Here is a 20,337-nt window from a genome sequence, read left to right on the forward strand (position 1 = left end):
TTCTTCTAGTAAAAGTGAAAGTACTTATCCAAAGGAAAAAGTGTATAATGAGTAAAAAAATAGGAAAAATGAAGATACGTTCCATTAGAGAGGATGAGCGTGATGAAACTTAAGCTAGAATGGACTTATAAAACGCCAAAAAATCAAGTTATCACCCTGATGTCTGATGAAGTTTCTGCTGAAGAAGCCTTACGATTAGCGGATGACTTTGAGCGAACAGGACGTACGAAGGAACTTGTTTTTTATGATGAACGGCAAACTAAATGGACGAAAAAAGAAATCATCAAGCTAGTTAAAGAAATTGAAACAGAACCTCAGGATATTATCGCGTATTTTGATGGAGGGTATGATATACAAACAAGTAAGGCTGGTTTAGGCGCAGCTATTTATTATACACAAAATAAAAAAATGTATCGGGTCAGAGTGAATGAAGTCTTTGAAGAAATGGAATCAAATAATGAAGCAGAGTATGCTGCATTTTGGTTGATGCTAAATACATTGGAAGAATTAGGTGTACACCATTCAACCGTGACTTTTAAAGGGGATTCCCATGTTGTGTTAAAACAACTATCTGGAGAATGGCCATGTTTTGAGGAAAACCTTAATAGATGGTTGGATCGAATCGAGGAGAAAATTCAAAAACTAGGGATTCATCCCATTTACGATCCAATTGGACGTAAGCAAAATGCGGAAGCAGATCGTCTAGCTACACAAGCGTTGGAAGGGACGCTTGTTTCGAGTAAATTTGAAATAAAAGGTTAAGTAATTAAGCCTATCTGTCATACTCATTAAATAGGTGAGATGGAAGCGTGTTTGAATAGAGAGTAGTAAAACCGATTTATATAGGAGTTGATTTTTTTATGAAGCGTAAGGAACTTATTTTGGAAGTTGGTGAAATGCTTGACACTTATTGCCAAGATTGTTTCGTAAAAGAACATTTTCGAAAGGAAAATGGAAAGCGTTATGCCCAAAACTTTTGTATTAAAAATTGTACAGTCGGTCAAAAGCTAAAGGAATATGGGGAGAAATTATCATAATAAAGAAGGGCTCTTCCAGATAAAGGGCCCCAAAAAAGGCTGATAAAAATCAGCCTTGGTTTCACATTTTTAAATTAAAATGTAAGAATTATAGCTTTACAACGTTAGCAGCTTGAGGTCCGCGATTTCCTTCTACTACTTCGAAAGAAACTTCTTGACCTTCTTCTAAAGATTTGTAGCCTTCACCAGTGATAGCTGTGAAGTGTACGAATACATCGTCTCCACCTTCAACTTCGATGAATCCAAAACCTTTTTCGTTGTTAAACCATTTCACTTTACCGTTTTGCATTATGCTTTTCCTCCTAAACCTTCGGCACAACTGTGCAACGTAAAAATTTTTATCAAAAAGCTATTCATCTATGTATCTTACGAATAAAAAAATACTAAACTTCTAGCTAAATGATGACTATAATATACAACCTAAATCGTGTAAAGTCAAGGGAATAGAGGGTTTTTTACGTATTATTGGAAAAAAATTGTTGCAATTAAGACTGAGGATTAAATAATTGCACAATATTTTCGTATATTCAAATAATTATTGTGATAATTCCATTTTTTGATATAATTATAGAAAAAGAAACAAGGCTTTGGTGGGGAGTCGTACAAAATGAAAAACGATCAAACAAAAATCACTGTTATTCAGCCGGATGAACTTGACAGAATTATTGATGATTTTGACAGCACTTACGAGGTGAGCGCATCAAGTAAACTACCCGTAACAATCATTACAGGTAAACTTGAGGAAGCGATTGACCAGGTTCAGGATATTTTTTATTTTGTTAAACGACATACGAAGCTACCGCTTGCCGAGATTAAGCAAACGGTAATCCCAATTATTCAAACTGCATCTGAAATCCCGCAATTTTTCCATTTGTTTTATCAGCTTCAATCCGCTGATGATTATACATACCGACATAATATCGGGGTTGGCGTAATTGCGACGTTAATTGGCAAATGGCTAACCCTGTCTGATAAGGATTTAACTGCACTCACGATTGCAGCGACCTTGCATGACATTGGTAAAACAAAAATCCCTACTGAAATCCTAAATAAACCAGGTAAGTTAACAAAAGCTGAATATGAAGTTGTAAAAAAGCATACGATTTATGGCTATGAAATTTTAAAAAACACGGAAGGAATTAGTCATGAAATAAGTCTTGTAGCCCTCCAGCACCATGAAAGGGAGGATGGGAAAGGATATCCCTTTGGTTTAAAGGGATCAAGAATCAGTTATTTTTCTAAAATTGTAGCTGTGGCAGATGTTTTTCATGCCATGTCATCAAATCGAGTCTATCATGATGCAACACCTTTCTATCAGGTTATTAAACAAATGAATGATGATATGTTTGGAAAACTGGATCCAACCATTTTAGTACCCTTTTTACAGCAAATTATGAATGCGTTAATTGGTCATCCTGTATTGCTAACAGATGGTCAAATAGGAAGAATTAAGTATATCAATCCATTTGATTTATTAAATCCATTAGTTGAGGTATCGAATACGATTATCGATTTATCTGTTCAAAAATCAATTCAAATCGAACGCGTTTTATCCGATTAAAATTTGATGGAGGCTTATAAAATGTTCAGATATAATTATCATGGAAAAGAAATCATTATCCGATTTATCTCACATCCCCAAAATTTGAATGTCAGTAAGGATTACTTGTATAATAAAATCATTTCCATTTGTGACAAAATCATGGATGCTGATCATGGTACCTCGTTTATTGTGGAGGATGATGAAGGTCGCTTTGCAGTAGGAACTGTACAGCACGGGGATTTAACGGTCATATCCATCCATCATATTGTCGAACAAAAGCAAATGTATCTAAATATAAGAGAAGCTAAAAGACCATCCTAAATGGTTTTTTGGCCACTCTACAAACTTCATCCTATCTCCAAATTCACCCACAAAAATCTCTATTCCATTAAACGAGTAAATTTTGATACAATAAATGAATTAGTGATATTGAAAAGAGGATTAATATGAAAGTGATAATCGCGGAAAAACCAGACCAAGCGATGAAGCTTGCAGCTCCTTTTAGGAGTAAGAAATCTCAAGGGTTTATTGAGGTTGCGCCAAATCCATTATTTCCGAATGGCGCCTATTTTACATGGGCAGTTGGCCATATTTGTGAGTTATTACCCCCAGAAGAATACAATCCATCTTGGAAAAAATGGAAAATTGAAACCCTTCCTATCATTCCGGAACAATTCCTATATCGGGTCATGAAATCGAAATCAAAGCAGTTTACGATCATAAAGAATCTCCTTAGAAAACCAGAAGTAACCGAAATCATTCATGCGGGTGATGCGGGGCGTGAAGGGGAATTGATTATTCGAAACATTATCAAGATGGCAAAGGTATCAAAGTCTTTAAAACGATTATGGATTTCTTCTTTAACGGAAAAGGCGGTAACTGAAGGTTTTCAGAATCTTTTATTAGAGCAAGATACGAGAAATCTCTATTACGAAGCGAAAGCACGTGCATGTGCCGATTGGGTTGTTGGAATGAACGCCTCTAGAGTATACACTTTATTGTTAAAGCAAAAAGGAATTTCCGACGTGTTTTCTGCAGGAAGAGTGCAAACTCCGACTTTGGCGCTGATTGTAAAACGTGAAAAAGAAATTGCGAATTTTAAATCAGAACCGTTTTGGGAGGTTTTTGCTAACTTTCAAATTAACGGTAAAAATTATGAAGGAAAATGGATGAAGGATAACGAGTCACGAGTTTCATCAAAGGAAATGGCGGAAAAAATCGCGGCATTTTGTCAAGAAAAGCCTGCTGATATTGCTGAAGTGGAGACCGAAAAGAAAGAATATCAACCACCTTTATTATTTAATTTGTCAAGTCTTCAGGCAACGGCAAACAAGGCCTTTAAATTTTCGCCAAAAAAGACATTGGATGTTGCACAGAGCCTTTATACAAAAGGTATTATTTCTTATCCACGTTCTGATTCGAGCTATATCACAAAAGAAGAGGCCGGGACTATCCCTGATATTTTTTCAAAGCTTCAAAAACTGGAAGACTATCAAACTTATTTTCCGACTCCAATAACTACCATTTATAATAATTCTCGTTATGTGAATGAAAAAAAGGTAACCGACCACTATGCCATCATTCCAACCGAGCAGGTCCCCAATCCCGCAAAGCTATCGGGGGATGAAAAGAAAATCTATGACTTGATTGTAAAACGATTAATTGCAGCACATTATAAGCCCGCAATTTTTAACTATACAACTGTTAAAACTTTGGTCGACAAGCGTGCTGAATTTATCACGAAAGGGAAGGTCATGCTCCAAGAAGGATGGAGAAAGGTTCTCTTTCAAGAAGATTCAAAGGACAATGATGTCATCCTACCTCCGCTTGAAAAAGGTGAATCTGGTATTGTTGAAAAAAGCTACGTAAAGGAAGGGAAAACGCAGCCACCAAAGCGTTATACGGAAGGGCAGCTCATTACGTTAATGAAAACGGCTGGTAAGCATATTGAGAACGATGAACTAGAGAAGATTCTAGCTAAAACGGAAGGACTTGGTACGGAAGCAACACGTGCAGGCATCATCACAATGCTAAAGGACCGGAACTATATTAAGGTTGAGAAAAACCAAGTTTTTGCAACGGAAAAAGGAACTCTTTTAATTGATGTAATTGGTGATAAAATCCTTGCGTCTCCCGAAATGACGGCGAAATGGGAACAGCGTTTGCATGAAATTGGACAAGGTCAAGCTTCACCAGCATCCTTTATGATGCAGACAAAAAAGCTTTCCCAAAAAATCATCGATGATGCAAAAGAGCAAAGTGTAACCTGGGATCTCTCAAACGTGAATGTAGAGAATGTGAGCTCTCAAAAAAGCAAATACAATAAAAAAGAAATCGGTACAGTGGTGGGAATTTGTAAGAAATGTGGAGGCAACGTGATCAATAAAGGTACGTTTTATGGCTGTTCGAACTATAAGTCAAACGGCTGTAAGTTCACGATTTCAGGTAGGATTTTAGGAAAAACCATTTCAAAAACAAATGCTCAGAAACTGCTCTCAGGAAATAAGACAAACCTCATTAAAGGCTTTAAGAAGGACAGTAAAACCTTTGATGCTTACCTGAAATGGAATGATCAAACGGAGAAAATAGAATTTGAGTTTCAAGCAAAGGTACCAAGCGGGAACTAACTGTAAGGAAGAAAAGATACGCATTCTTTTCTTCCCTTTTTTAAATTTTCGAAATAATGCATTGAATCCAATGTTCCTACGCTATATAATGAAAAATAAATACTGATACGTACGCGTACAAGATTGGGTGGATTCATAGTGCTATTTATTACAGAAATGCCAATTGAGGCAAGGGAAAAACTATTATATGCGGGGCTAAGGCTTTTTACTGAAGCGGGATACCAAAAGACATCTGTGCTTGAAATTGTGGAAATGGCAAGGGTTTCAAAAACAACCTATTATCAGCATTTTAACAGTAAAGAGGAACTGATGGTAGCCTTGTTTGAACAACTAGGCGATGAAATGGCCGAGGAGGTAAGACACGCGATTATACAGGAAGAAAGAATGTCATACAAGGCATTTGCAGGGATTAATCGTTATATTCAAGTCTGCTTTGAAAATAAACATGTTGCCCAAATTTTATTAGTCGAATCAGTTGGGGTGTCTCGTAATGTTGAATTAGTGAGGAAACGATCACACCAGGTATTCGCAAACATCATCCTGCAAACTGTTGAAACAGAGCTTCCAATCACTGTTACACAAAAAGAGATGAAAATTGTAGCTCAGGCGATGGTCGGTGCAATCAATGAAGTCATCATGCAGTTCTTTTTTGATTCGAAGGAAAAGAATCTCCATTTTGAAGAAATTTCTCGTTTACTTAATCGCATTGTGATTTCTGCATTCGTAAACCTTGGGGTGCAGGAATAAGTTTTTTGCATAGTGGATACGAGTCCGTACTCGGTTATCATCAAATATTTAACTAATATTATATTTTTATAGAGGAGGTAGTGACATGACTAATGGAATAGAAAATTATACCTTGGAAGAAATGATGCAAAAAATTGAAGAAATTATTAATCAAAACCCCGGACCGATCGAAGGGTTGAATGTCATTTATCAATTCAATATTACGGGGGATGATGAAGGCGCATTTCAGCTTCAATTAGCAGAAGGTAAAGCGAAAGTTTGCAATAACAAGGAAGGTGCCAATTGTGAATTGGTTTTATCGCTAGAAAACTTTAGAAAATTTTTACTAGGAAAGCTGAATGGAACTCAAGCATTCATGACAGGAAAATTAAAAATAAAAGGTGATATTGGCAAAGCAATAAAACTTGAGGGACTTTTACGCGAATATAGTCTAAAAGAGTATTTATAACAATCTAATTTTTATTTTTGAAAGGAGTGAAAGGATGAAGCATTTTTTAATGACTGGTTTTCCAGGTTTTTTAGCCACCAGATTATTACATTCATTGATACAAAAATACGAAGATGCTCAATTTGTATTATTGGTTCATCCAAGTCAAGTTGAATTAGCAAATGACAGAATCGAAGGTTTAGTCAATGTTGAATTGAAAATAGGGGATATCACAGATGAATCGCTAGGTTTTTCAAAGAATGATAGAGAATTGCTTCGGGAAAAATTAACCCATGTCTTTCATCTAGCCGCTATATATGATTTGGCTGTACCACAATCGATTGCTGAAAAAGTCAATGTCGAGGGTACGAGAAATATTAATCTGTTTGTTCAAACGCTTCAGCATTTGGAAAGGTATGTGTATTTCAGTACGGCGTATGTATCTGGAAATCGTACAGGTGTGATTAAGGAATCAGAGCTCCAGATGGGTCAGCAATTTAAAAATCATTATGAAGAAACAAAATATAAGGCAGAATTACTTGTTCAGGAGCTAGATGTTCCGTACACCATTATCCGACCGGGCATTACCGTTGGAAACTCTGAATCTGGTGAGACGTCAAAATTTGATGGGCCATATTTTATCATGAGGATTTTAGACCGGATACGGTTTATGCCAATTCCTTACTTAGGAAAGGGTAACGTTTTATTTAATGTTGTCCCGTACGATTATTTGATTCAAGCTACTGTTTATTTATCGGGGGCTGAAGCAGCGAAGAGAAAAACCTTTCATCTAACTGATCCAAACCCGCATCAAGCACGGGATTTATATCGTATGATTTGTGAGGAATTACTTGGCAAAAAGCCAACTTGGACGATTTCTCCTAGATTGGTTGAGCTTGGGCTGTCTCTTTCTTTTGTGAGGAAATTCTTTGGGGTAGAGAAAGAAGCTGTTGAATATTTTAGATTGCCAGCCCAATATGATGCAAGTGCTGCGAGAAGAGTGCTGGAAGAGGGTGGGGTTGCTTGCCCAGATTTTAAGGACTATGTAGGTAATATTGTTTCGTACTACAAACAACATCGTCATGATTCAGATAAAAAAATACATATTACGTAATCACAATGAGGCTGGTGTCTCATTGTTTACCTTTGCTATAATCTTTGGTAGATATTGGAGAGGGTGAAAGGGATGGCTGATTTCAAGTGGCATGAAGAAGCGGAAAAACAATGGGATGGTCGGGCGGACTTTTGGAGCAAACAAAGCCAAGCGATGTGGAATTCAGGGAGTCGCTCCACAATTATTCCATTTTTTTCTAAGTTTCTAAAAGAAGACGCTATTATTTTAGATGCAGGCTGTGGTGACGGCTATGGATCATTTTTACTTGCAGAGCGTGGCTATCGGGTAGTGGGTGCTGATATTTCGGCTGAAATGATTCAAAAGGCAAATAAACAGAGTAAATCTGAAAACTTAACATTCACACAAGCTGATTTAACTGCTCTTCCCTTTGAGGATGCATCTTTTTCAGGCATCATGGCAATCAACTCGATTGAGTGGACAGAGGTGCCCTTGAAGGCAATTAATGAAATTAAGAGAGTGACAAAACCAGGTGGTATTTTCTGTGCAGGATTATTGGGACCTACAGCCGGGCCTCGGCAAAATTCGTATCCACGCTTATACGGTAAAAAAGTCATTCAAAACACGATGATGCCATGGGAATTTGAGCAATTGGTTTCAGAAAGTGGCTGGACGGTTGTCGATGGTCAACCGGTATACAAGGATGCTGTAAATAAAGAGATGACAAAGGGGCTACCAAGAGAACTAAAACAGGCACTATCATTTATGTGGGTGTTTATTTTAAAGAAGGAATAACAATAAAAAAAGGGTATCTCGGTCGAGAGATACCTTTACGTTATTCCCAGTCATACGGTGTTTCTTGATATACATAATAATTTAGCCAATTCGCGAACAGGAGGTAGGAATGCGATCTCCAGCTGTGTACTGGTGGATTGGCTGGGTCATTATTCGGAAAATAATTAACAGGTATAATCTTTTTTCCTTTTGCAAGGTCGCGTTCATATTCCTCTTTCAACGTATTGACGTCATATTCAGGGTGTCCTGTTAAAAAAATATGTTTTCCATCATTTGAGGCAACTAAACACACACCAGCATCTTCAGAAACGGACAGCAACGTTAACCCTTCAACATTTTCAATTTCCTCAAGTGTTACCTCTGTAAATCGGGAATGTGGAACAAAATAAAAATCATCAAAACCGCGAACAAGCTTAACATCCTTATTTACTACACGGTGGTGAAACACACCGGTACATTTTCCAGGTAGAGGATATTTCTTGACTCCATAATGATAGAAGAGTCCTGCTTGTGCGCCCCAGCATATATGTAAGGTCGAGGTCACGTTTGTTTTTGTCCACTCCATGATTTCTTTGAGCTCTTCCCAATAATTTACATCTTCAAACGAGAGGTGCTCAATGGGTGCACCTGTAATAATCATTCCATCAAATTTTCTGTTCTTAATGTCAGAAAATGAAGTGTAAAATTTATTAAGATGATTCTTTCCTGTGTTTTTTGCTACATGGGTTTCCGGGAATAAAAGCGTAATATTCAGCTGCAATGGGGAATTTCCAAGAAGTCTAAGGAGCTGAGTTTCTGTTCGTTCTTTTTCAGGCATAATGTTTAAGATTATTATATTAAGTGGACGAATGTCCTGGCTATATGCACGATCCTCATCCATCACAAATATATTCTCTGATTCTAACACTTCTTTCGCTGGTAGGTCATGAGGTATATTAATTGGCAATCCTATCATCCCCCTAATTCTTGTATAATGTCTAGCTCTAGCGACTAGTCCCTCGAGGTCATAAGCCAAACATCGACGTTTGCCACAGGACATGGTAGTAGTTAGTCGATGTTAATCGACCAAGTCGCTTGCGCTTTTCTATTATAATTGAAATTTTACAACAATTCACATATGAATATCAATTAAAAAATCTTTACTCTTTTTAAGTGATAAAGGAAATGACAAAAAAATAATGGTTTTACTTTTAACCGGTGTATCGGATAGGGTAAGATATAGGTGGTAAGGAATGATTATACTAAAAGATTCTTGGGGGAATTGTGCATGGAATTATCAACGAAATATAAGTCTGATATTGAAATTGCTCAAGAGGCTGAATTAAAGCCAATCAAGGAGATTGTGCAGCAGCTTGATTTACTAGATGAAGAAGTCGAACCCTATGGTCATTACAAAGCAAAAATTTCCTTGGATGTAATGAAGCGCCTTGAAAAGAAAAAGGATGGCAAAGTCATTCTTGTAACTTCCATTAATCCAACACCAGCTGGTGAAGGAAAGTCGACAGTTACGGTGGGGCTTGGACAAGGACTTGCAAAGCTTGGGAAAAATGCGATGATCGCGATGAGAGAACCATCTCTTGGGCCAACAATGGGAATTAAAGGCGGGGCAACAGGCGGTGGTTATTCCCAGGTTATTCCAATGGAAGAAATCAATTTGCATTTTACTGGTGATTTCCACGCAATTACCACGGCGAATAACACATTATCTGCCTTGATTGATAACCATATCCATCAAGGAAATGAGCTTCAAATTGATGTGAGACGTGTTACTTGGAAACGGGTTGTGGATTTAAATGACCGCGCTCTACGAAACGTGATTGTTGGACTTGGAGGTCCGATTCAAGGTGTGCCACGTGAGGATGGCTTTGATATTACCGTAGCATCTGAGATTATGGCGATTTTCTGTCTTGCGACGGATTTGCAGGATTTGAAGAAAAGATTAGCTAAAATTGTCGTAGGCTATGATATACATAAACAACCGGTAACAGCAAGTGACATTGGTGCAGAGGGTGCGCTAACGCTTTTATTAAAGGATGCGCTTAAACCCAATTTAGTTCAAACACTTGAACATACTCCTGCATTGATTCATGGTGGACCATTTGCCAATATCGCCCATGGCTGTAATTCTGTCATTGCGACAAAAATGGCGTCAAAATTAGCCGATTATGTGTTAACAGAGGGTGGATTTGGTGCCGACCTTGGTGCTGAGAAATTTCTTGACATTAAAGCAAGATATGCCGAAATTAAACCAGAGGCGGTTGTCATTGTCGCAACAAATCGTGCATTAAAAATGCACGGTGGCGTGGCGAAGGAAAATCTCAAGGAAGAGAATGTCGAGGCTTTAGCAAAAGGTTTAGAGAACTTGCAAAAGCATATTGAAACAGTTCAAGCTTTTGGCCTGCCGTTTGTCGTAGCAATCAATCGATTTGTTACAGATACAGAAAAAGAAGTAGAGAAAATTGAAACATGGTGTGCGGAACATTCTTATCCAGTAGCCCTCACAGAAGTTTGGGAAAAGGGTGGCGAAGGTGGAGTTGAGCTTGCCGAGAAATTGCTCGAAGTCATCGAAACTGGAGAAAACCATTTTGCACCTCTTTACGAATTATCCGCTTCCATTGAAGAAAAAGTAAAAATGATTGCTAGGACCGTTTACGGTGCGAAGGACGTTGAGTTTTCTTCAAAGGCGAAAAAGCAAATACGCGATTTCGAGAAATTCGGCTGGAGTAATCTGCCAATCTGTATGGCGAAAACACAATATTCACTTTCAGACGACCCAACTTTACTAGGACGACCAACTGATTTTACAATTACAATTCGTGAATTCAGACCATCTATTGGTGCCGGATTTATCGTTGCTTTAACAGGTGAAGTGATGACCATGCCAGGACTTCCGAAAAAACCAGCAGCACTTAACATGGATGTAACAGTAGAAGGAAAAGCAGTCGGGTTATTTTAATTTAATACGTGGAGTTAATCGTAAATCGCCTGTAAGGGGGGAATCCCCCTTTTTTCAAAAAAGGATGGTATGAACATGTTTGATCCAACTGTATTCGAAAATTTGAAGGTTGTTATTGAAGGTGCCCTTTATGATTTAGATTTAGAAGGTAAAATCTTGATTATAGATCGTCAGGATCAGGTCGATATGGCAAAAATGGGCAGGCATTACCAAATTACCTTCAAAGACAGAACAATTGACACAATTCATGCCTATATAGACTTAAAAATTGACCTCGATAATCTAGTCACAGAACTTAGAAATACGGACGGAAAGCCGGGCTGTTTCCTTGAACTTGGTTTTACTTTTAAATTGAATTCATTGGATGCTTGTTCTATGATCGAAAAAGTACTGACCACCATCTGGGGGGAAGCAAGAGAAATTGAACAGGAAATCAAGTATCAATTCGGTTCGAAAAAACAATATACAAACAATAGTAAAATTATTTTTCACCGTTTAATACATGAAGATAATATCGATGACCTTCTCGATATGATTGACTATATCATTGATTCAATCCATCAATTACATAATGAGATATACTAAGGGGCATTCATGCCTCTTTTTCTACACCTAAAAAATTAAATTTTCAGATAGTTTTTAGTGCTTTCTATAATATTATTATCTAGTATATAGTAAAATAGTTATAGTACATTTATAAGGAGGGGATTTTATGGGAAAAATCGCATGGGTTACAGATAGTACAGGATTTTTAGATGAAGAGCTTTCCAATCATGAGGATATATACGTCATACCGATGACAGTTTTTTTTGATGAAGAAGAATACCTAGATGGGGTAACGATTTCACCGGCCCAGTTTTTTGAACGATTAAAAACGGCTAAAACCAATCCAAAGACATCTCAGCCTTCCATTGGAAGCTTTGTGGAATTATACAATAGTCTTAAAGATAATTACGATGAGATCATCTCTGTTCATATCTCTGAAAAATTAAGCGGGACCGTTTCGTCTGCGAGACAAGCAGCAGAATTGGTTAATATCCCTGTAACTGTCATTGATTCAAAAATACTAACCTATCCAATGACAAAATTGATGAAGGAAGGGATAAGGCTCATCGAGCAGGGTGGGAGTTCATCTGACGTAGAAAAGCATATTGGTGAGTTAGCAGAGAAATTAGAAACATATGTGATCATCGGCAGCTTAGAACAACTTCACCGAAGTGGCAGAATGAACACAGCCCAATATTTCCTAGGTAGCATGCTGCAAATAAAGCCGGTCATACAGATAGTTGATGGCGCGTTGTCAGTTAAAGAAAAGGTGCGTTCTGAAAATAAAGCAACAAGTAAAATACTAGGCTATCTAAAGGATGCAATCGCGAAAAATCAGCTTGAAGAGGTTTATATTTTATATGGCTTAGACGATTCTAAAACAAAGGAATGGGAGCAGAAAATTAGAGAATTTGCACCAGACTCTATTTCAATTAAGGCGTGCCCGCTTGGGGTAGCGATTGGCGTCCATGCCGGTGAAAATACAATCGGAATCAGCTGGATGAATAAATAATCTATTTTACTAGTACGTATTGCACTTCGTTATGAGAAAGGGGAGCAATGGCCGCAATTTTATATCCAATGCTTAAGAATTGGGAGATTGCTTCTGCACAGTTCGGGTTTGGCGGCTCGGTCGGAGCATGAAGGCTCTTATGAAGCTGTAGAAATTGATTCGTAACGGGATTACAAGTGATTATTACGACATGACGTCCAAACCATGCTGTTCCAATTTCCCGATTTATATCATTCGGATAATACATATATCTTTTACCACCTTTCACCTTAAGCTGGAGTTCCTCTAGCTTTTTTATTTTATGCACAGATCAAGATGTGCGCGACAGTTTAGTTGCAGCTGTTATATGATACAATGGTTACGATATTGAAGTCAGTGGAGGAAAAAATGGAGCAACAACAAATAATTGAAGCGACAATAACTTTTGTAAAAAATATTTTACAGTCTGATAGCAGTGGCCATGACTGGTGGCATATTGAACGCGTTAGAAAGGCTGCCATACAACTAGGTGAAAAAGAAAAAGCCAATTTATTTATCATTGAAATGGCGGCATTATTACATGATGTGGCAGACGAAAAATTAAATAACTCGGAAGAAGAAGGCCTTCGGAAAGTTCGTGATTGGCTGACTTCCTTACATATACCTGATTCTGAACAAGAAGAGATTCTCGAAATCATCTCAACAATGTCCTTTAAGGGTGGGAACAGACCTCTAATGAAAACAATTGAAGGACAGGTAGTACAGGATGCTGACCGCTTGGATGCGATCGGTGCAATTGGCATTGCAAGAACCTTTGCCTACGCGGGCGCTCATGGTGATTTAATGTATGACCCAAATTTACCGTTTCGCGAAAACATGACAAAGGAAGAATATCGAAACGGAAAATCCACAGCAGTTAATCATTTTTATGAAAAATTATTAAAATTAATTGATACCCTTAATACGAACGCAGCAAAAGAAGCAGCCCAGGAACGACATGATTTTATGTTAGCGTTTCTTGATCAATTTTATAAAGAATGGAATGGACAGTTATGAGGCTTTTAACAGTTGAAAATCTATCAAAAAGCTACGCCGAAAAAACATTGTTTGAGGAAATCTCCTTTAGCATTACGGATAATGAACGGATTGGTATCATCGGTGTCAACGGAACCGGTAAATCAACACTTTTAAAAATCATTGCTGGAGTGGAAGAGGCGGACCATGGGGAAATCATGCATTCAAAAGGTTACACGATCAGCTATTTACCCCAGCAGCCTGAATTTTCAAAGGGAAATACCGTTCTTGATCAGGTCTTCCAGGGAAATACGCCACTCCTTCGTTTATTAAAAGAATACGAGGAAGCGATGATTCGAATCGAAAAGGATCCGATGAACACTACAAATCAGGAAAGGTTATATGACCTACAGCAAAAAATGGATGCTGCCAATGCATGGGAATCAAATTCAAGCGCAAAGGCAGTATTATCAAAGCTAGGGATAACGGATTTTTCTCAAGATGTAATGGAACTGTCGGGTGGACAAAAGAAGCGTGTAGCACTTGCTCAGAGTTTAATTGAGGTTCCAGACTTATTGATTCTGGATGAACCTACAAACCATTTAGATTACGACACCATTAAATGGCTTGAGGATTATCTTGCTAAATACAATGGGGCTTTACTAGTTGTCACCCATGATCGTTATTTTTTAGACCGTGTGACAAATCGAATTATCGAGCTTGATGAGGGTAATCTCTATACCTATACCGGTAACTATAGTAGTTTTTTAGAGGCAAAAGCGCTTCGACTTGAACAGGAGATGGCATCAGAATTAAAACGTCAAAATTTATATAGACGTGAGCTTGCTTGGATTCGACGTGGTGCCAAAGCAAGAACAACAAAGCAAAAGGCACGGATTCAACGTTTTGAAGATATCGAGAATGCCAAAAAAACCGTGAACTCCGAAACGGTTGATATTTCAGTTGGTGGCAGTAGGCTCGGTAAAAAGGTTATTGAATTAAAAAATGTTTCAAAGAGCTTTAGTGGAACAAAAATTTTGAAGGATGTGAATTTGCTCGTTAAACCAGGTGACCGAATTGGAATTGTGGGTCGAAATGGAAGTGGAAAATCCACATTATTAAATATCATTGCAGGTCAGATTCCAGTGGATACGGGTGAAATTGAGATTGGGCAAACAGTAAAGCTTGCTTACTATACCCAGGAAAGCATGGATTTGGACCTGAATAAACGCATGATTGAATATATTAAGGAAACGGCCGAAATGATTCAAACTCTTGATGGAAAAATGATTTCAGCAGCCCAAATGCTTGAGCGTTTTTTATTCCCAATGCATACACATGGCACGCCAATTCGAAAGCTTTCCGGTGGAGAACGAAGACGGTTGTACTTATTGAAAATAATCATGGGTGAGCCAAATGTTTTATTATTGGATGAACCGACAAATGATTTGGACACTCATACATTGACTGTCTTAGAGGATTATTTAGAGGACTTCCCAGGTGTTGTCATTACGGTTTCCCATGATCGCTATTTCCTGGATAAGGTAACTGACCAGCTCTTGATTTTTGAAGAAGGACATAAGATTTCAACATATTTTGGAGAATACTCAGATTACCTTGAGAAAAATTCAATTGAAGCTGCACAAGCTGTCCAAAAAGTAAAAATCGAAAAGGCATCCTTAGCTGAAACACCAAAGCCAAAGAAAAAGAAGCTATCCTACAAAGAACAGCTAGAATGGGATGAAATTGAAGGGAAAATCGAAGCCCAAGAGGAGAAGGTTGCTACACTTGTAAAAGAAATTGAAGCAGCTGGAAGTGACTATCAGAAGGCACAGCAAGCAATGGATGATCATACCAAGGAATCCGAGGTTCTTGACCAATTACTTGAACGATGGGCAGAGCTATCAGAACTTGTAAGTGAATAAAAGGGTGGCCCGGCATAGAACCGGGCCTTCTTAATCAAATACGCCTTCGCGTATTTGATGCCCGATTTTTTTAGGCCCACACGAGGTGGGTCACAAAAACGAAGACATCAGGACGTGGCGTTTTTAGTCTTTGATCCTGTGCTCGAAAACTTTCCCTTGAAAAATCGTGGCATCCGCCCGAGGCTATAACATTATTCAGTTGGGGTTTAATCCCCCGACTGAATAAAGTTATAATCGCTTAGCTCCTAAGTATCGTGTTTGCCAATAGTTAATCGTCATATCATCAATACTTACACCATCCGTCGAATCTGCGTGGATGAATTTATTGTTACCAAGGTAAATTCCTGCATGCGAAGGGCCAGGCTTATACGTTTGAAAAAAGACAATATCGCCCACACTCGGTGCAGACACGCTTGCCCCTTGGCTCCAAATACCTGGAACCGTACGAGAGATATTAGCCCCTTTTTGAGCAAAAACAAATTGTAAAAAGCCACTGCAATCAAATCCAATTGGAGTAGTTCCACCCCAGACATAGGGAACTCCAATATAATTCATCGCAATTGAGACCACACTAGCATCCACAGGTGGAGCTTCAATTGTTACGGGTGTTGCCTCATTCGTTTCGGGATTTGAATTTGTTATTGATTGAGCCGTGACAACCGTTGCTTTTTTGATGGTAAGTCCTCTTACATTTTTGTTTTTCATAATGTGGTCGATCGTTTCTTCAGTTGCTAGCCCATTTGCTTCTAAATTAAACTTCTTTTGGTATGCCTTTACACTTGCTTCCGTGACTGTTTCAAATTTTCCATCTATCAATCCACTGTAAAATCTTAGTCTTTGTAATTTGGATTGAAGCTGCTTTACCGCAGGACCTTCGTCACCAACTGAGTAGAAAGCGGGCTTGGGCTGTAGAATGACTTCATTTAATTTTTCTAGAGTTGTTTCTCCGGCGATTCCATCAATTTTTAATTCAAATAATTCTTGGAATCTCTTAACGGCTTCCTGGGTTGATGCCCCATAGTGACCATCAATTGTTTCATAATAAAAATTTAATTTATGTAGCTCAAATTGAAGAAAGCGAACCTGATAACCAGTATGGCCGTAGCGCAATTCCTGTTTTGTATCAAATTGATAGTTTTTGTCTAGTAATGGATCTAAGTATTGCTTTTCTGATGCATCTGCTGCAAGTGGGGCGCCAAAGAAAAATCCGGCCGCAAGTGACGTCACGACAATAGCCTCGCGGGTTCCATAGCGTTTTTTCATTGAGGTTCCTCCTTGATGTTTGCAAAAAGCAAAAATAGTCTAGTTTTCGAAAGGTTTGTTGGATAAAAAAGCTATGGAAGAGATATAGTACTTTAACTAGAGAAAAGGCGTATTACAATTTTAATTCTTATCACAACAAAAGCGAAAACAACTCTTTAATTGAATACACATTTATGATATTTAGGTAAATAAGCTATTATGACAATAATGTTGAATTTTAGTACATAAGTGCTAATATTAGACAAGTTTAATGTTTAGCTAAAACATAGAAGTTTCAAGGTGTTGTATGCTATTATAGAAAAAATGTAAATACATATAAAAATAGATATTGGATTGAGGTTAGCACAAGCGCTCGTAATGGATAATTGGTTATTGCGTGTGCTACAATTACGGTAGTTGATTTCGTAGGAGAAGGAGCGGTAGATATGAAAATTAAATCAATTGAACCAACACCTAGTCCGAATACAATGAAGATTATATTAGACGAGGAACTACCAAAAGGAAAAAGCAATAATTATAAAATCGAAAACATAGATCAAGCACCACCACTTATTAAAGAAATTATGGCTATCGAAGGCATTAAAGGTGTTTATCATGTCGCCGATTTCTTAGCAGTTGAAAGAAATGCAAGGTATGATTGGCAGGAACTATTACCCAATGTACGTAGAGTCTTTGGGGAAGATGTGACTGAAGGGGAAAATGAAGGGTCGAAGCTCGACGAACATTTTGGAGAAGTAAAGGTTTTTGTGCAAATGTATAAAGGGCTTCCAATGCAGGTTAAGCTTCACGACGGTGAACAAGAGTTCCGTTTTGGATTACCTGGGGTGTTCAGAGATGCATTACTAGGGGCTCAAGAGGTTTCAGGAAATGTTGTACTAGAACGGGAATGGAAGGAACAAGGCGTCCGTTATGGCAACCATGATGAAATCGGAAAAGAAGTTGTCGATGAGCTTGCTGCAGCCTATCCGAAAGAAAGACTCGACCGAATTGTAAAGCAAATTTCGGAGCAATCTTCAGCTCCAACTATACAAAAACGGCAATCCTATAAGGTTATATTGGAGATGCTGGATGATCCTGATTGGACCAAACGTTATGCATGCTTAGAGCAAATGGATCCAGAAGAAGATGATATACCAGTACTTGCGAAAGCCTTGAAAGATGAAAAGCCGTCAATCCGTCGGTTAGCAACTGTTTATTTAGGAATGATTGAAAAGCCTTCTGTATTGCCATATCTGTACGAAGCATTAAAGGATAAGTCAGTTACAGTTAGAAGAACGGCTGGTGATTGTTTGTCAGATATTGGTGACCCAGCTGCTATTGGTGCAATGTGTGAAGCACTTCAGGATTCAAGTAAGCTAGTAAGGTGGAGGGCTGCTATGTTTTTATTTGAGGTTGGCGATGAAACAGCACTTGATGACCTTAAAGCGGCAGAAAACGATTCAGAATTTGAAGTGAAAATGCAAATCAAACTAGCCATCGAACGCATCGAGGGTGGCGAGGAAGCAAAGGGTTCAGTTTGGAAGCAAATGACGGAAAGCAGGAAGAGCTAAAAGGTGAATTTATTCACTTAAAATAGGTAAATGGTATTTGATTTTGTTTCAAAATTGATTTAGTGTGCTCAAAATAGTATGCTTATTTTATTGAAATAATAGGGAGGGATTTATATGTCAATGGCATATGATGAATATATGAAGCAAATCGTAAAGCCGATGCGCCAAGAGCTTGTAGTCGCTGGCTTTGACGAGCTTCAAACAGATGAAGAAGTTGAAAACTTCATGGAGCAAGCGGAAGGTACAACACTCGTTGTTGTGAACTCTGTGTGCGGATGTGCTGCAGGACTGGCAAGACCTGCTGTAACACAAGCTGTTCTAAATAACGAGAAAAAGCCAGACCATCTTGTAACAGTATTTGCTGGTCAAGATAAAGAAGCAACTGCAAAGATGAGAGAGTACTTCGAAGGCTATGAGCCATCATCTCCATCAATGGCTTTATTAAAAGGCAAGGAAGTTGTACATTTCATTCCACGACACGAAATTGAATCAAATTCAATGGAAGCAATCATGGAAAATGTAACTTCTGCATTAAATAAACATTGCTAAAGATGTCATTATGACATCTTTTTTTGTACAAAATAGGTGATAGTATGATTGTAACTACTGCGGGACGAACAAATGATGAAATGATGAAATTGGCTAAAATAGTTGCTGCTAAACTTGATGCATCTTATATCCAGAGGAATAAGCGTTCCATTGCCAATCTTCAAGAATTAACCGAAGAAGATATCCTTGTTGTTGGAAAAAATCGAATTGAAATTCATCCTAGATATGGAGACGAACCACTTTTCTTTCACCCAAATTCCGCTATGTTTCGAATGAAGCGAATAATGAAAGGCGATTACGACCCATTTATCCAGGCTTCAGGTTTGACGGAAGGGAACTCTATCCTAGATTGTACCTTAGGCTTAGGATCTGACAGTATTGTCGCAAGCTTTGTCGTTGGTGAGACAGGAAAGGTTGTGTCTCTAGAAGGAAACAAATATTTGTTTTATCTTTTAAAAGGCGGATTGAAAAGCTGGGATACCGGATACCCAATGATGAACAAGGCTATGGGCCGGATTGAAGTACTGCACGAGACGTATGAGAGTTATTTAGCTAGCTGCCCACCTAAGAGCTTTGATGTTGTGTATTTTGACCCGATGTTTGAAGAAACCATTGAAGAATCGGAAGGGATTAAGGGACTTCGTCAATTTGCGATTTATTCAACATTAAGTCCAGAAGCGATAAAAGCAGCAAAACGAGTCGCAAAACAAAAAGTGGTGCTAAAGGACCACTGGAAAAGTGAACAATTTAAGAAATACGGTTTCACAGTGTTTAAACGAAAAACTGCTAAATTCCATTTCGGGGTGATTGATGTAGAGGGTTCATGATAAAATTCCACACCTTTGGTTATTTTAAATAACGGAGGTGATGAAATGGCAAAGCGTAAAAAAGATCCTACAACAATTGGTTTAGGCTCTCCAAATGTGGAGGGACAAGGGACGACAAATCGCGAAACAGGACAAATGGAAATGGACTCTTCTCGAAAGAAGAAAAAGAAGAATTAGAAAATGAATTACATATGACCACAAAAATAAAGCCCGCTTTAAAAGCGGGTTTCTTTATTCAGTCACAGAACAATAAATAAAATATACTAATGTAACAACACTTGCAATACCAAAAATCCACTCCATAACAATGAATCCACCTTTCAAATATGTATACTACCCTTATAGTATCAAATAACGAAGATTTTATGAACTTTATTTTTTCAAAATAATTCCTGATGCTGCTTGAAAATGAGAATTTCGTTTTTTTTCCTAATTAGGCATTTATCCTTATTTTTTTATATTTTCGTA

Annotated in this window: 22 protein-coding genes; 18 read left to right on the forward strand and 4 right to left on the reverse strand. The window is 38.0% G+C overall.

Annotated features, from left to right (window positions below):
- Positions 1–102: 102 nt before the first annotated feature.
- Both V7112_RS11220 and V7112_RS11225 read left to right on the forward strand, forming a co-directional pair.
- Positions 103–762, forward strand: coding sequence for a ribonuclease H family protein (locus tag V7112_RS11220; RefSeq protein WP_335419186.1), 660 nt, complete (start codon positions 103–105; stop codon positions 760–762).
- A gap of 98 nt (positions 763–860) precedes the next feature.
- The gene (locus tag V7112_RS11225; RefSeq protein WP_335419189.1) at positions 861–1,037 is read left to right on the forward strand and encodes a zinc-finger domain-containing protein; all 177 of its coding nucleotides are present in this window, start codon (positions 861–863) and stop codon (positions 1,035–1,037) included.
- A gap of 88 nt (positions 1,038–1,125) precedes the next feature.
- Here V7112_RS11225 and cspD read toward each other — a convergent pair whose 3' ends face one another.
- The gene (gene cspD, locus V7112_RS11230) at positions 1,126–1,326 is read right to left on the reverse strand and encodes a cold-shock protein CspD (RefSeq protein WP_335419192.1); all 201 of its coding nucleotides are present in this window, start codon (positions 1,324–1,326) and stop codon (positions 1,126–1,128) included.
- Positions 1,327–1,644: 318 nt separating this feature from the next.
- Between cspD and V7112_RS11235 the strand changes: the two genes are divergently transcribed.
- The 7 genes from V7112_RS11235 to V7112_RS11265 all read left to right on the forward strand — a co-directional run bounded on the left by V7112_RS11235 (position 1,645) and on the right by V7112_RS11265 (position 8,248).
- The gene (locus tag V7112_RS11235) at positions 1,645–2,598 is read left to right on the forward strand and encodes an HD-GYP domain-containing protein (protein WP_335419195.1); all 954 of its coding nucleotides are present in this window, start codon (positions 1,645–1,647) and stop codon (positions 2,596–2,598) included.
- Between the two features lie 21 nt (positions 2,599–2,619).
- Entirely contained in the window at positions 2,620–2,901 is a 282-nt protein-coding gene (locus tag V7112_RS11240) for a hypothetical protein (protein ID WP_335419198.1), read from the forward strand.
- A 125-nt stretch (positions 2,902–3,026) separates the two neighbouring features.
- Entirely contained in the window at positions 3,027–5,207 is a 2,181-nt protein-coding gene (locus V7112_RS11245) for a DNA topoisomerase III (RefSeq protein ID WP_335419201.1), read from the forward strand.
- Between the two features lie 138 nt (positions 5,208–5,345).
- Positions 5,346–5,954 carry a TetR/AcrR family transcriptional regulator gene (locus tag V7112_RS11250; RefSeq protein ID WP_335419204.1) on the forward strand — a complete coding sequence of 203 codons (609 nt, stop codon included), beginning with the start codon at positions 5,346–5,348 and terminating at the stop codon, positions 5,952–5,954.
- A gap of 85 nt (positions 5,955–6,039) precedes the next feature.
- The gene (locus tag V7112_RS11255) at positions 6,040–6,402 is read left to right on the forward strand and encodes an SCP2 sterol-binding domain-containing protein (protein ID WP_335419207.1); all 363 of its coding nucleotides are present in this window, start codon (positions 6,040–6,042) and stop codon (positions 6,400–6,402) included.
- 34 nt (positions 6,403–6,436) lie between these two features.
- Positions 6,437–7,495 carry an SDR family oxidoreductase gene (locus V7112_RS11260; protein ID WP_335419210.1) on the forward strand — a complete coding sequence of 353 codons (1,059 nt, stop codon included), beginning with the start codon at positions 6,437–6,439 and terminating at the stop codon, positions 7,493–7,495.
- Positions 7,496–7,567: 72 nt separating this feature from the next.
- On the forward strand, positions 7,568–8,248 hold the full coding sequence (locus tag V7112_RS11265) for a class I SAM-dependent methyltransferase (RefSeq protein WP_335419212.1): 681 nt from the start codon (positions 7,568–7,570) through the stop codon (positions 8,246–8,248).
- 40 nt (positions 8,249–8,288) lie between these two features.
- Here the strand turns inward: V7112_RS11265 and metA are convergent, their stop codons facing one another.
- Positions 8,289–9,194: a homoserine O-acetyltransferase MetA gene (gene metA, locus V7112_RS11270; protein ID WP_335419214.1), complete on the reverse strand. Its 906-nt coding sequence runs from the start codon at positions 9,192–9,194 to the stop codon at positions 8,289–8,291.
- Between the two features lie 321 nt (positions 9,195–9,515).
- Between metA and V7112_RS11275 the strand changes: the two genes are divergently transcribed.
- The 3 genes from V7112_RS11275 to V7112_RS11285 all read left to right on the forward strand — a co-directional run bounded on the left by V7112_RS11275 (position 9,516) and on the right by V7112_RS11285 (position 12,762).
- Positions 9,516–11,204: a formate--tetrahydrofolate ligase gene (locus V7112_RS11275; RefSeq protein ID WP_335419217.1), complete on the forward strand. Its 1,689-nt coding sequence runs from the start codon at positions 9,516–9,518 to the stop codon at positions 11,202–11,204.
- Between the two features lie 75 nt (positions 11,205–11,279).
- Entirely contained in the window at positions 11,280–11,789 is a 510-nt protein-coding gene (locus V7112_RS11280; RefSeq protein WP_335419220.1) for a hypothetical protein, read from the forward strand.
- A 127-nt stretch (positions 11,790–11,916) separates the two neighbouring features.
- Positions 11,917–12,762, forward strand: a complete 846-nt coding sequence (locus tag V7112_RS11285) for a DegV family protein (RefSeq protein ID WP_335419223.1) — start codon at positions 11,917–11,919, stop codon at positions 12,760–12,762.
- Position 12,763: 1 nt separating this feature from the next.
- Here V7112_RS11285 and V7112_RS11290 read toward each other — a convergent pair whose 3' ends face one another.
- Positions 12,764–13,009: a hypothetical protein gene (locus tag V7112_RS11290; RefSeq protein WP_335419226.1), complete on the reverse strand. Its 246-nt coding sequence runs from the start codon at positions 13,007–13,009 to the stop codon at positions 12,764–12,766.
- Positions 13,010–13,149: 140 nt separating this feature from the next.
- Here V7112_RS11290 and V7112_RS11295 point away from each other — a divergent pair, with 140 nt between their 5' ends.
- Positions 13,150–13,797, forward strand: a complete 648-nt coding sequence (locus tag V7112_RS11295; RefSeq protein WP_335419229.1) for an HD domain-containing protein — start codon at positions 13,150–13,152, stop codon at positions 13,795–13,797.
- Positions 13,794–15,680 (forward strand): ABC-F family ATP-binding cassette domain-containing protein, encoded by a 1,887-nt coding sequence (locus V7112_RS11300; RefSeq protein WP_335419232.1) that lies wholly within the window; start codon positions 13,794–13,796, stop codon positions 15,678–15,680. Before V7112_RS11295 ends, V7112_RS11300 begins: the two co-directional genes overlap by 4 nt.
- 228 nt (positions 15,681–15,908) lie before the next feature.
- Here the strand turns inward: V7112_RS11300 and V7112_RS11305 are convergent, their stop codons facing one another.
- A complete protein-coding gene (locus V7112_RS11305) occupies positions 15,909–16,943 on the reverse strand; it encodes a C40 family peptidase (protein WP_335419234.1) in 1,035 nt (344 codons plus the stop codon).
- A 425-nt stretch (positions 16,944–17,368) separates the two neighbouring features.
- Here V7112_RS11305 and V7112_RS11310 point away from each other — a divergent pair, with 425 nt between their 5' ends.
- From V7112_RS11310 to V7112_RS11325, 4 genes are all read left to right on the forward strand, one after another.
- Positions 17,369–18,493 carry a conserved virulence factor C family protein gene (locus V7112_RS11310; protein WP_335419237.1) on the forward strand — a complete coding sequence of 375 codons (1,125 nt, stop codon included), beginning with the start codon at positions 17,369–17,371 and terminating at the stop codon, positions 18,491–18,493.
- A gap of 114 nt (positions 18,494–18,607) precedes the next feature.
- Positions 18,608–19,042, forward strand: a complete 435-nt coding sequence (locus V7112_RS11315) for a BrxA/BrxB family bacilliredoxin (RefSeq protein WP_335419239.1) — start codon at positions 18,608–18,610, stop codon at positions 19,040–19,042.
- Between the two features lie 44 nt (positions 19,043–19,086).
- The gene (locus V7112_RS11320; RefSeq protein WP_335419242.1) at positions 19,087–19,869 is read left to right on the forward strand and encodes a class I SAM-dependent methyltransferase; all 783 of its coding nucleotides are present in this window, start codon (positions 19,087–19,089) and stop codon (positions 19,867–19,869) included.
- A gap of 45 nt (positions 19,870–19,914) precedes the next feature.
- A complete protein-coding gene (locus V7112_RS11325) occupies positions 19,915–20,046 on the forward strand; it encodes a YuzL family protein (protein WP_335419244.1) in 132 nt (43 codons plus the stop codon).
- The last annotated feature ends 291 nt before the right edge of the window (positions 20,047–20,337 follow it).

Origin of the sequence: Bacillus sp. JJ1566 (assembly GCF_036962685.1) — a bacterium.
In the GTDB taxonomy this organism is placed as follows: Bacteria; Bacillota; Bacilli; order Bacillales; family Bacillaceae_L; genus Ferdinandcohnia.

Coding starts and splice junctions, on each gene's coding strand:
- V7112_RS11225 (WP_335419189.1), top strand. CDS start 861: ATGAAGCGTAAGGAACTTATTTTGGAAGTTGGTGAAATGCTTGACACT.
- V7112_RS11325 (WP_335419244.1), top strand. CDS start 19,915: ATGGCAAAGCGTAAAAAAGATCCTACAACAATTGGTTTAGGCTCTCCA.
- V7112_RS11280 (WP_335419220.1), top strand. CDS start 11,280: ATGTTTGATCCAACTGTATTCGAAAATTTGAAGGTTGTTATTGAAGGT.
- V7112_RS11305 (WP_335419234.1), bottom strand. CDS start 16,943: ATGAAAAAACGCTATGGAACCCGCGAGGCTATTGTCGTGACGTCACTT.
- V7112_RS11275 (WP_335419217.1), top strand. CDS start 9,516: ATGGAATTATCAACGAAATATAAGTCTGATATTGAAATTGCTCAAGAG.
- cspD (WP_335419192.1), bottom strand. CDS start 1,326: ATGCAAAACGGTAAAGTGAAATGGTTTAACAACGAAAAAGGTTTTGGA.
- V7112_RS11220 (WP_335419186.1), top strand. CDS start 103: ATGAAACTTAAGCTAGAATGGACTTATAAAACGCCAAAAAATCAAGTT.
- V7112_RS11290 (WP_335419226.1), bottom strand. CDS start 13,009: ATGTATTATCCGAATGATATAAATCGGGAAATTGGAACAGCATGGTTT.
- V7112_RS11310 (WP_335419237.1), top strand. CDS start 17,369: ATGAAAATTAAATCAATTGAACCAACACCTAGTCCGAATACAATGAAG.
- V7112_RS11240 (WP_335419198.1), top strand. CDS start 2,620: ATGTTCAGATATAATTATCATGGAAAAGAAATCATTATCCGATTTATC.
- V7112_RS11320 (WP_335419242.1), top strand. CDS start 19,087: ATGATTGTAACTACTGCGGGACGAACAAATGATGAAATGATGAAATTG.
- V7112_RS11300 (WP_335419232.1), top strand. CDS start 13,794: ATGAGGCTTTTAACAGTTGAAAATCTATCAAAAAGCTACGCCGAAAAA.
- V7112_RS11315 (WP_335419239.1), top strand. CDS start 18,608: ATGTCAATGGCATATGATGAATATATGAAGCAAATCGTAAAGCCGATG.
- V7112_RS11245 (WP_335419201.1), top strand. CDS start 3,027: ATGAAAGTGATAATCGCGGAAAAACCAGACCAAGCGATGAAGCTTGCA.
- V7112_RS11255 (WP_335419207.1), top strand. CDS start 6,040: ATGACTAATGGAATAGAAAATTATACCTTGGAAGAAATGATGCAAAAA.
- V7112_RS11265 (WP_335419212.1), top strand. CDS start 7,568: ATGGCTGATTTCAAGTGGCATGAAGAAGCGGAAAAACAATGGGATGGT.
- V7112_RS11285 (WP_335419223.1), top strand. CDS start 11,917: ATGGGAAAAATCGCATGGGTTACAGATAGTACAGGATTTTTAGATGAA.
- V7112_RS11260 (WP_335419210.1), top strand. CDS start 6,437: ATGAAGCATTTTTTAATGACTGGTTTTCCAGGTTTTTTAGCCACCAGA.
- V7112_RS11295 (WP_335419229.1), top strand. CDS start 13,150: ATGGAGCAACAACAAATAATTGAAGCGACAATAACTTTTGTAAAAAAT.
- V7112_RS11235 (WP_335419195.1), top strand. CDS start 1,645: ATGAAAAACGATCAAACAAAAATCACTGTTATTCAGCCGGATGAACTT.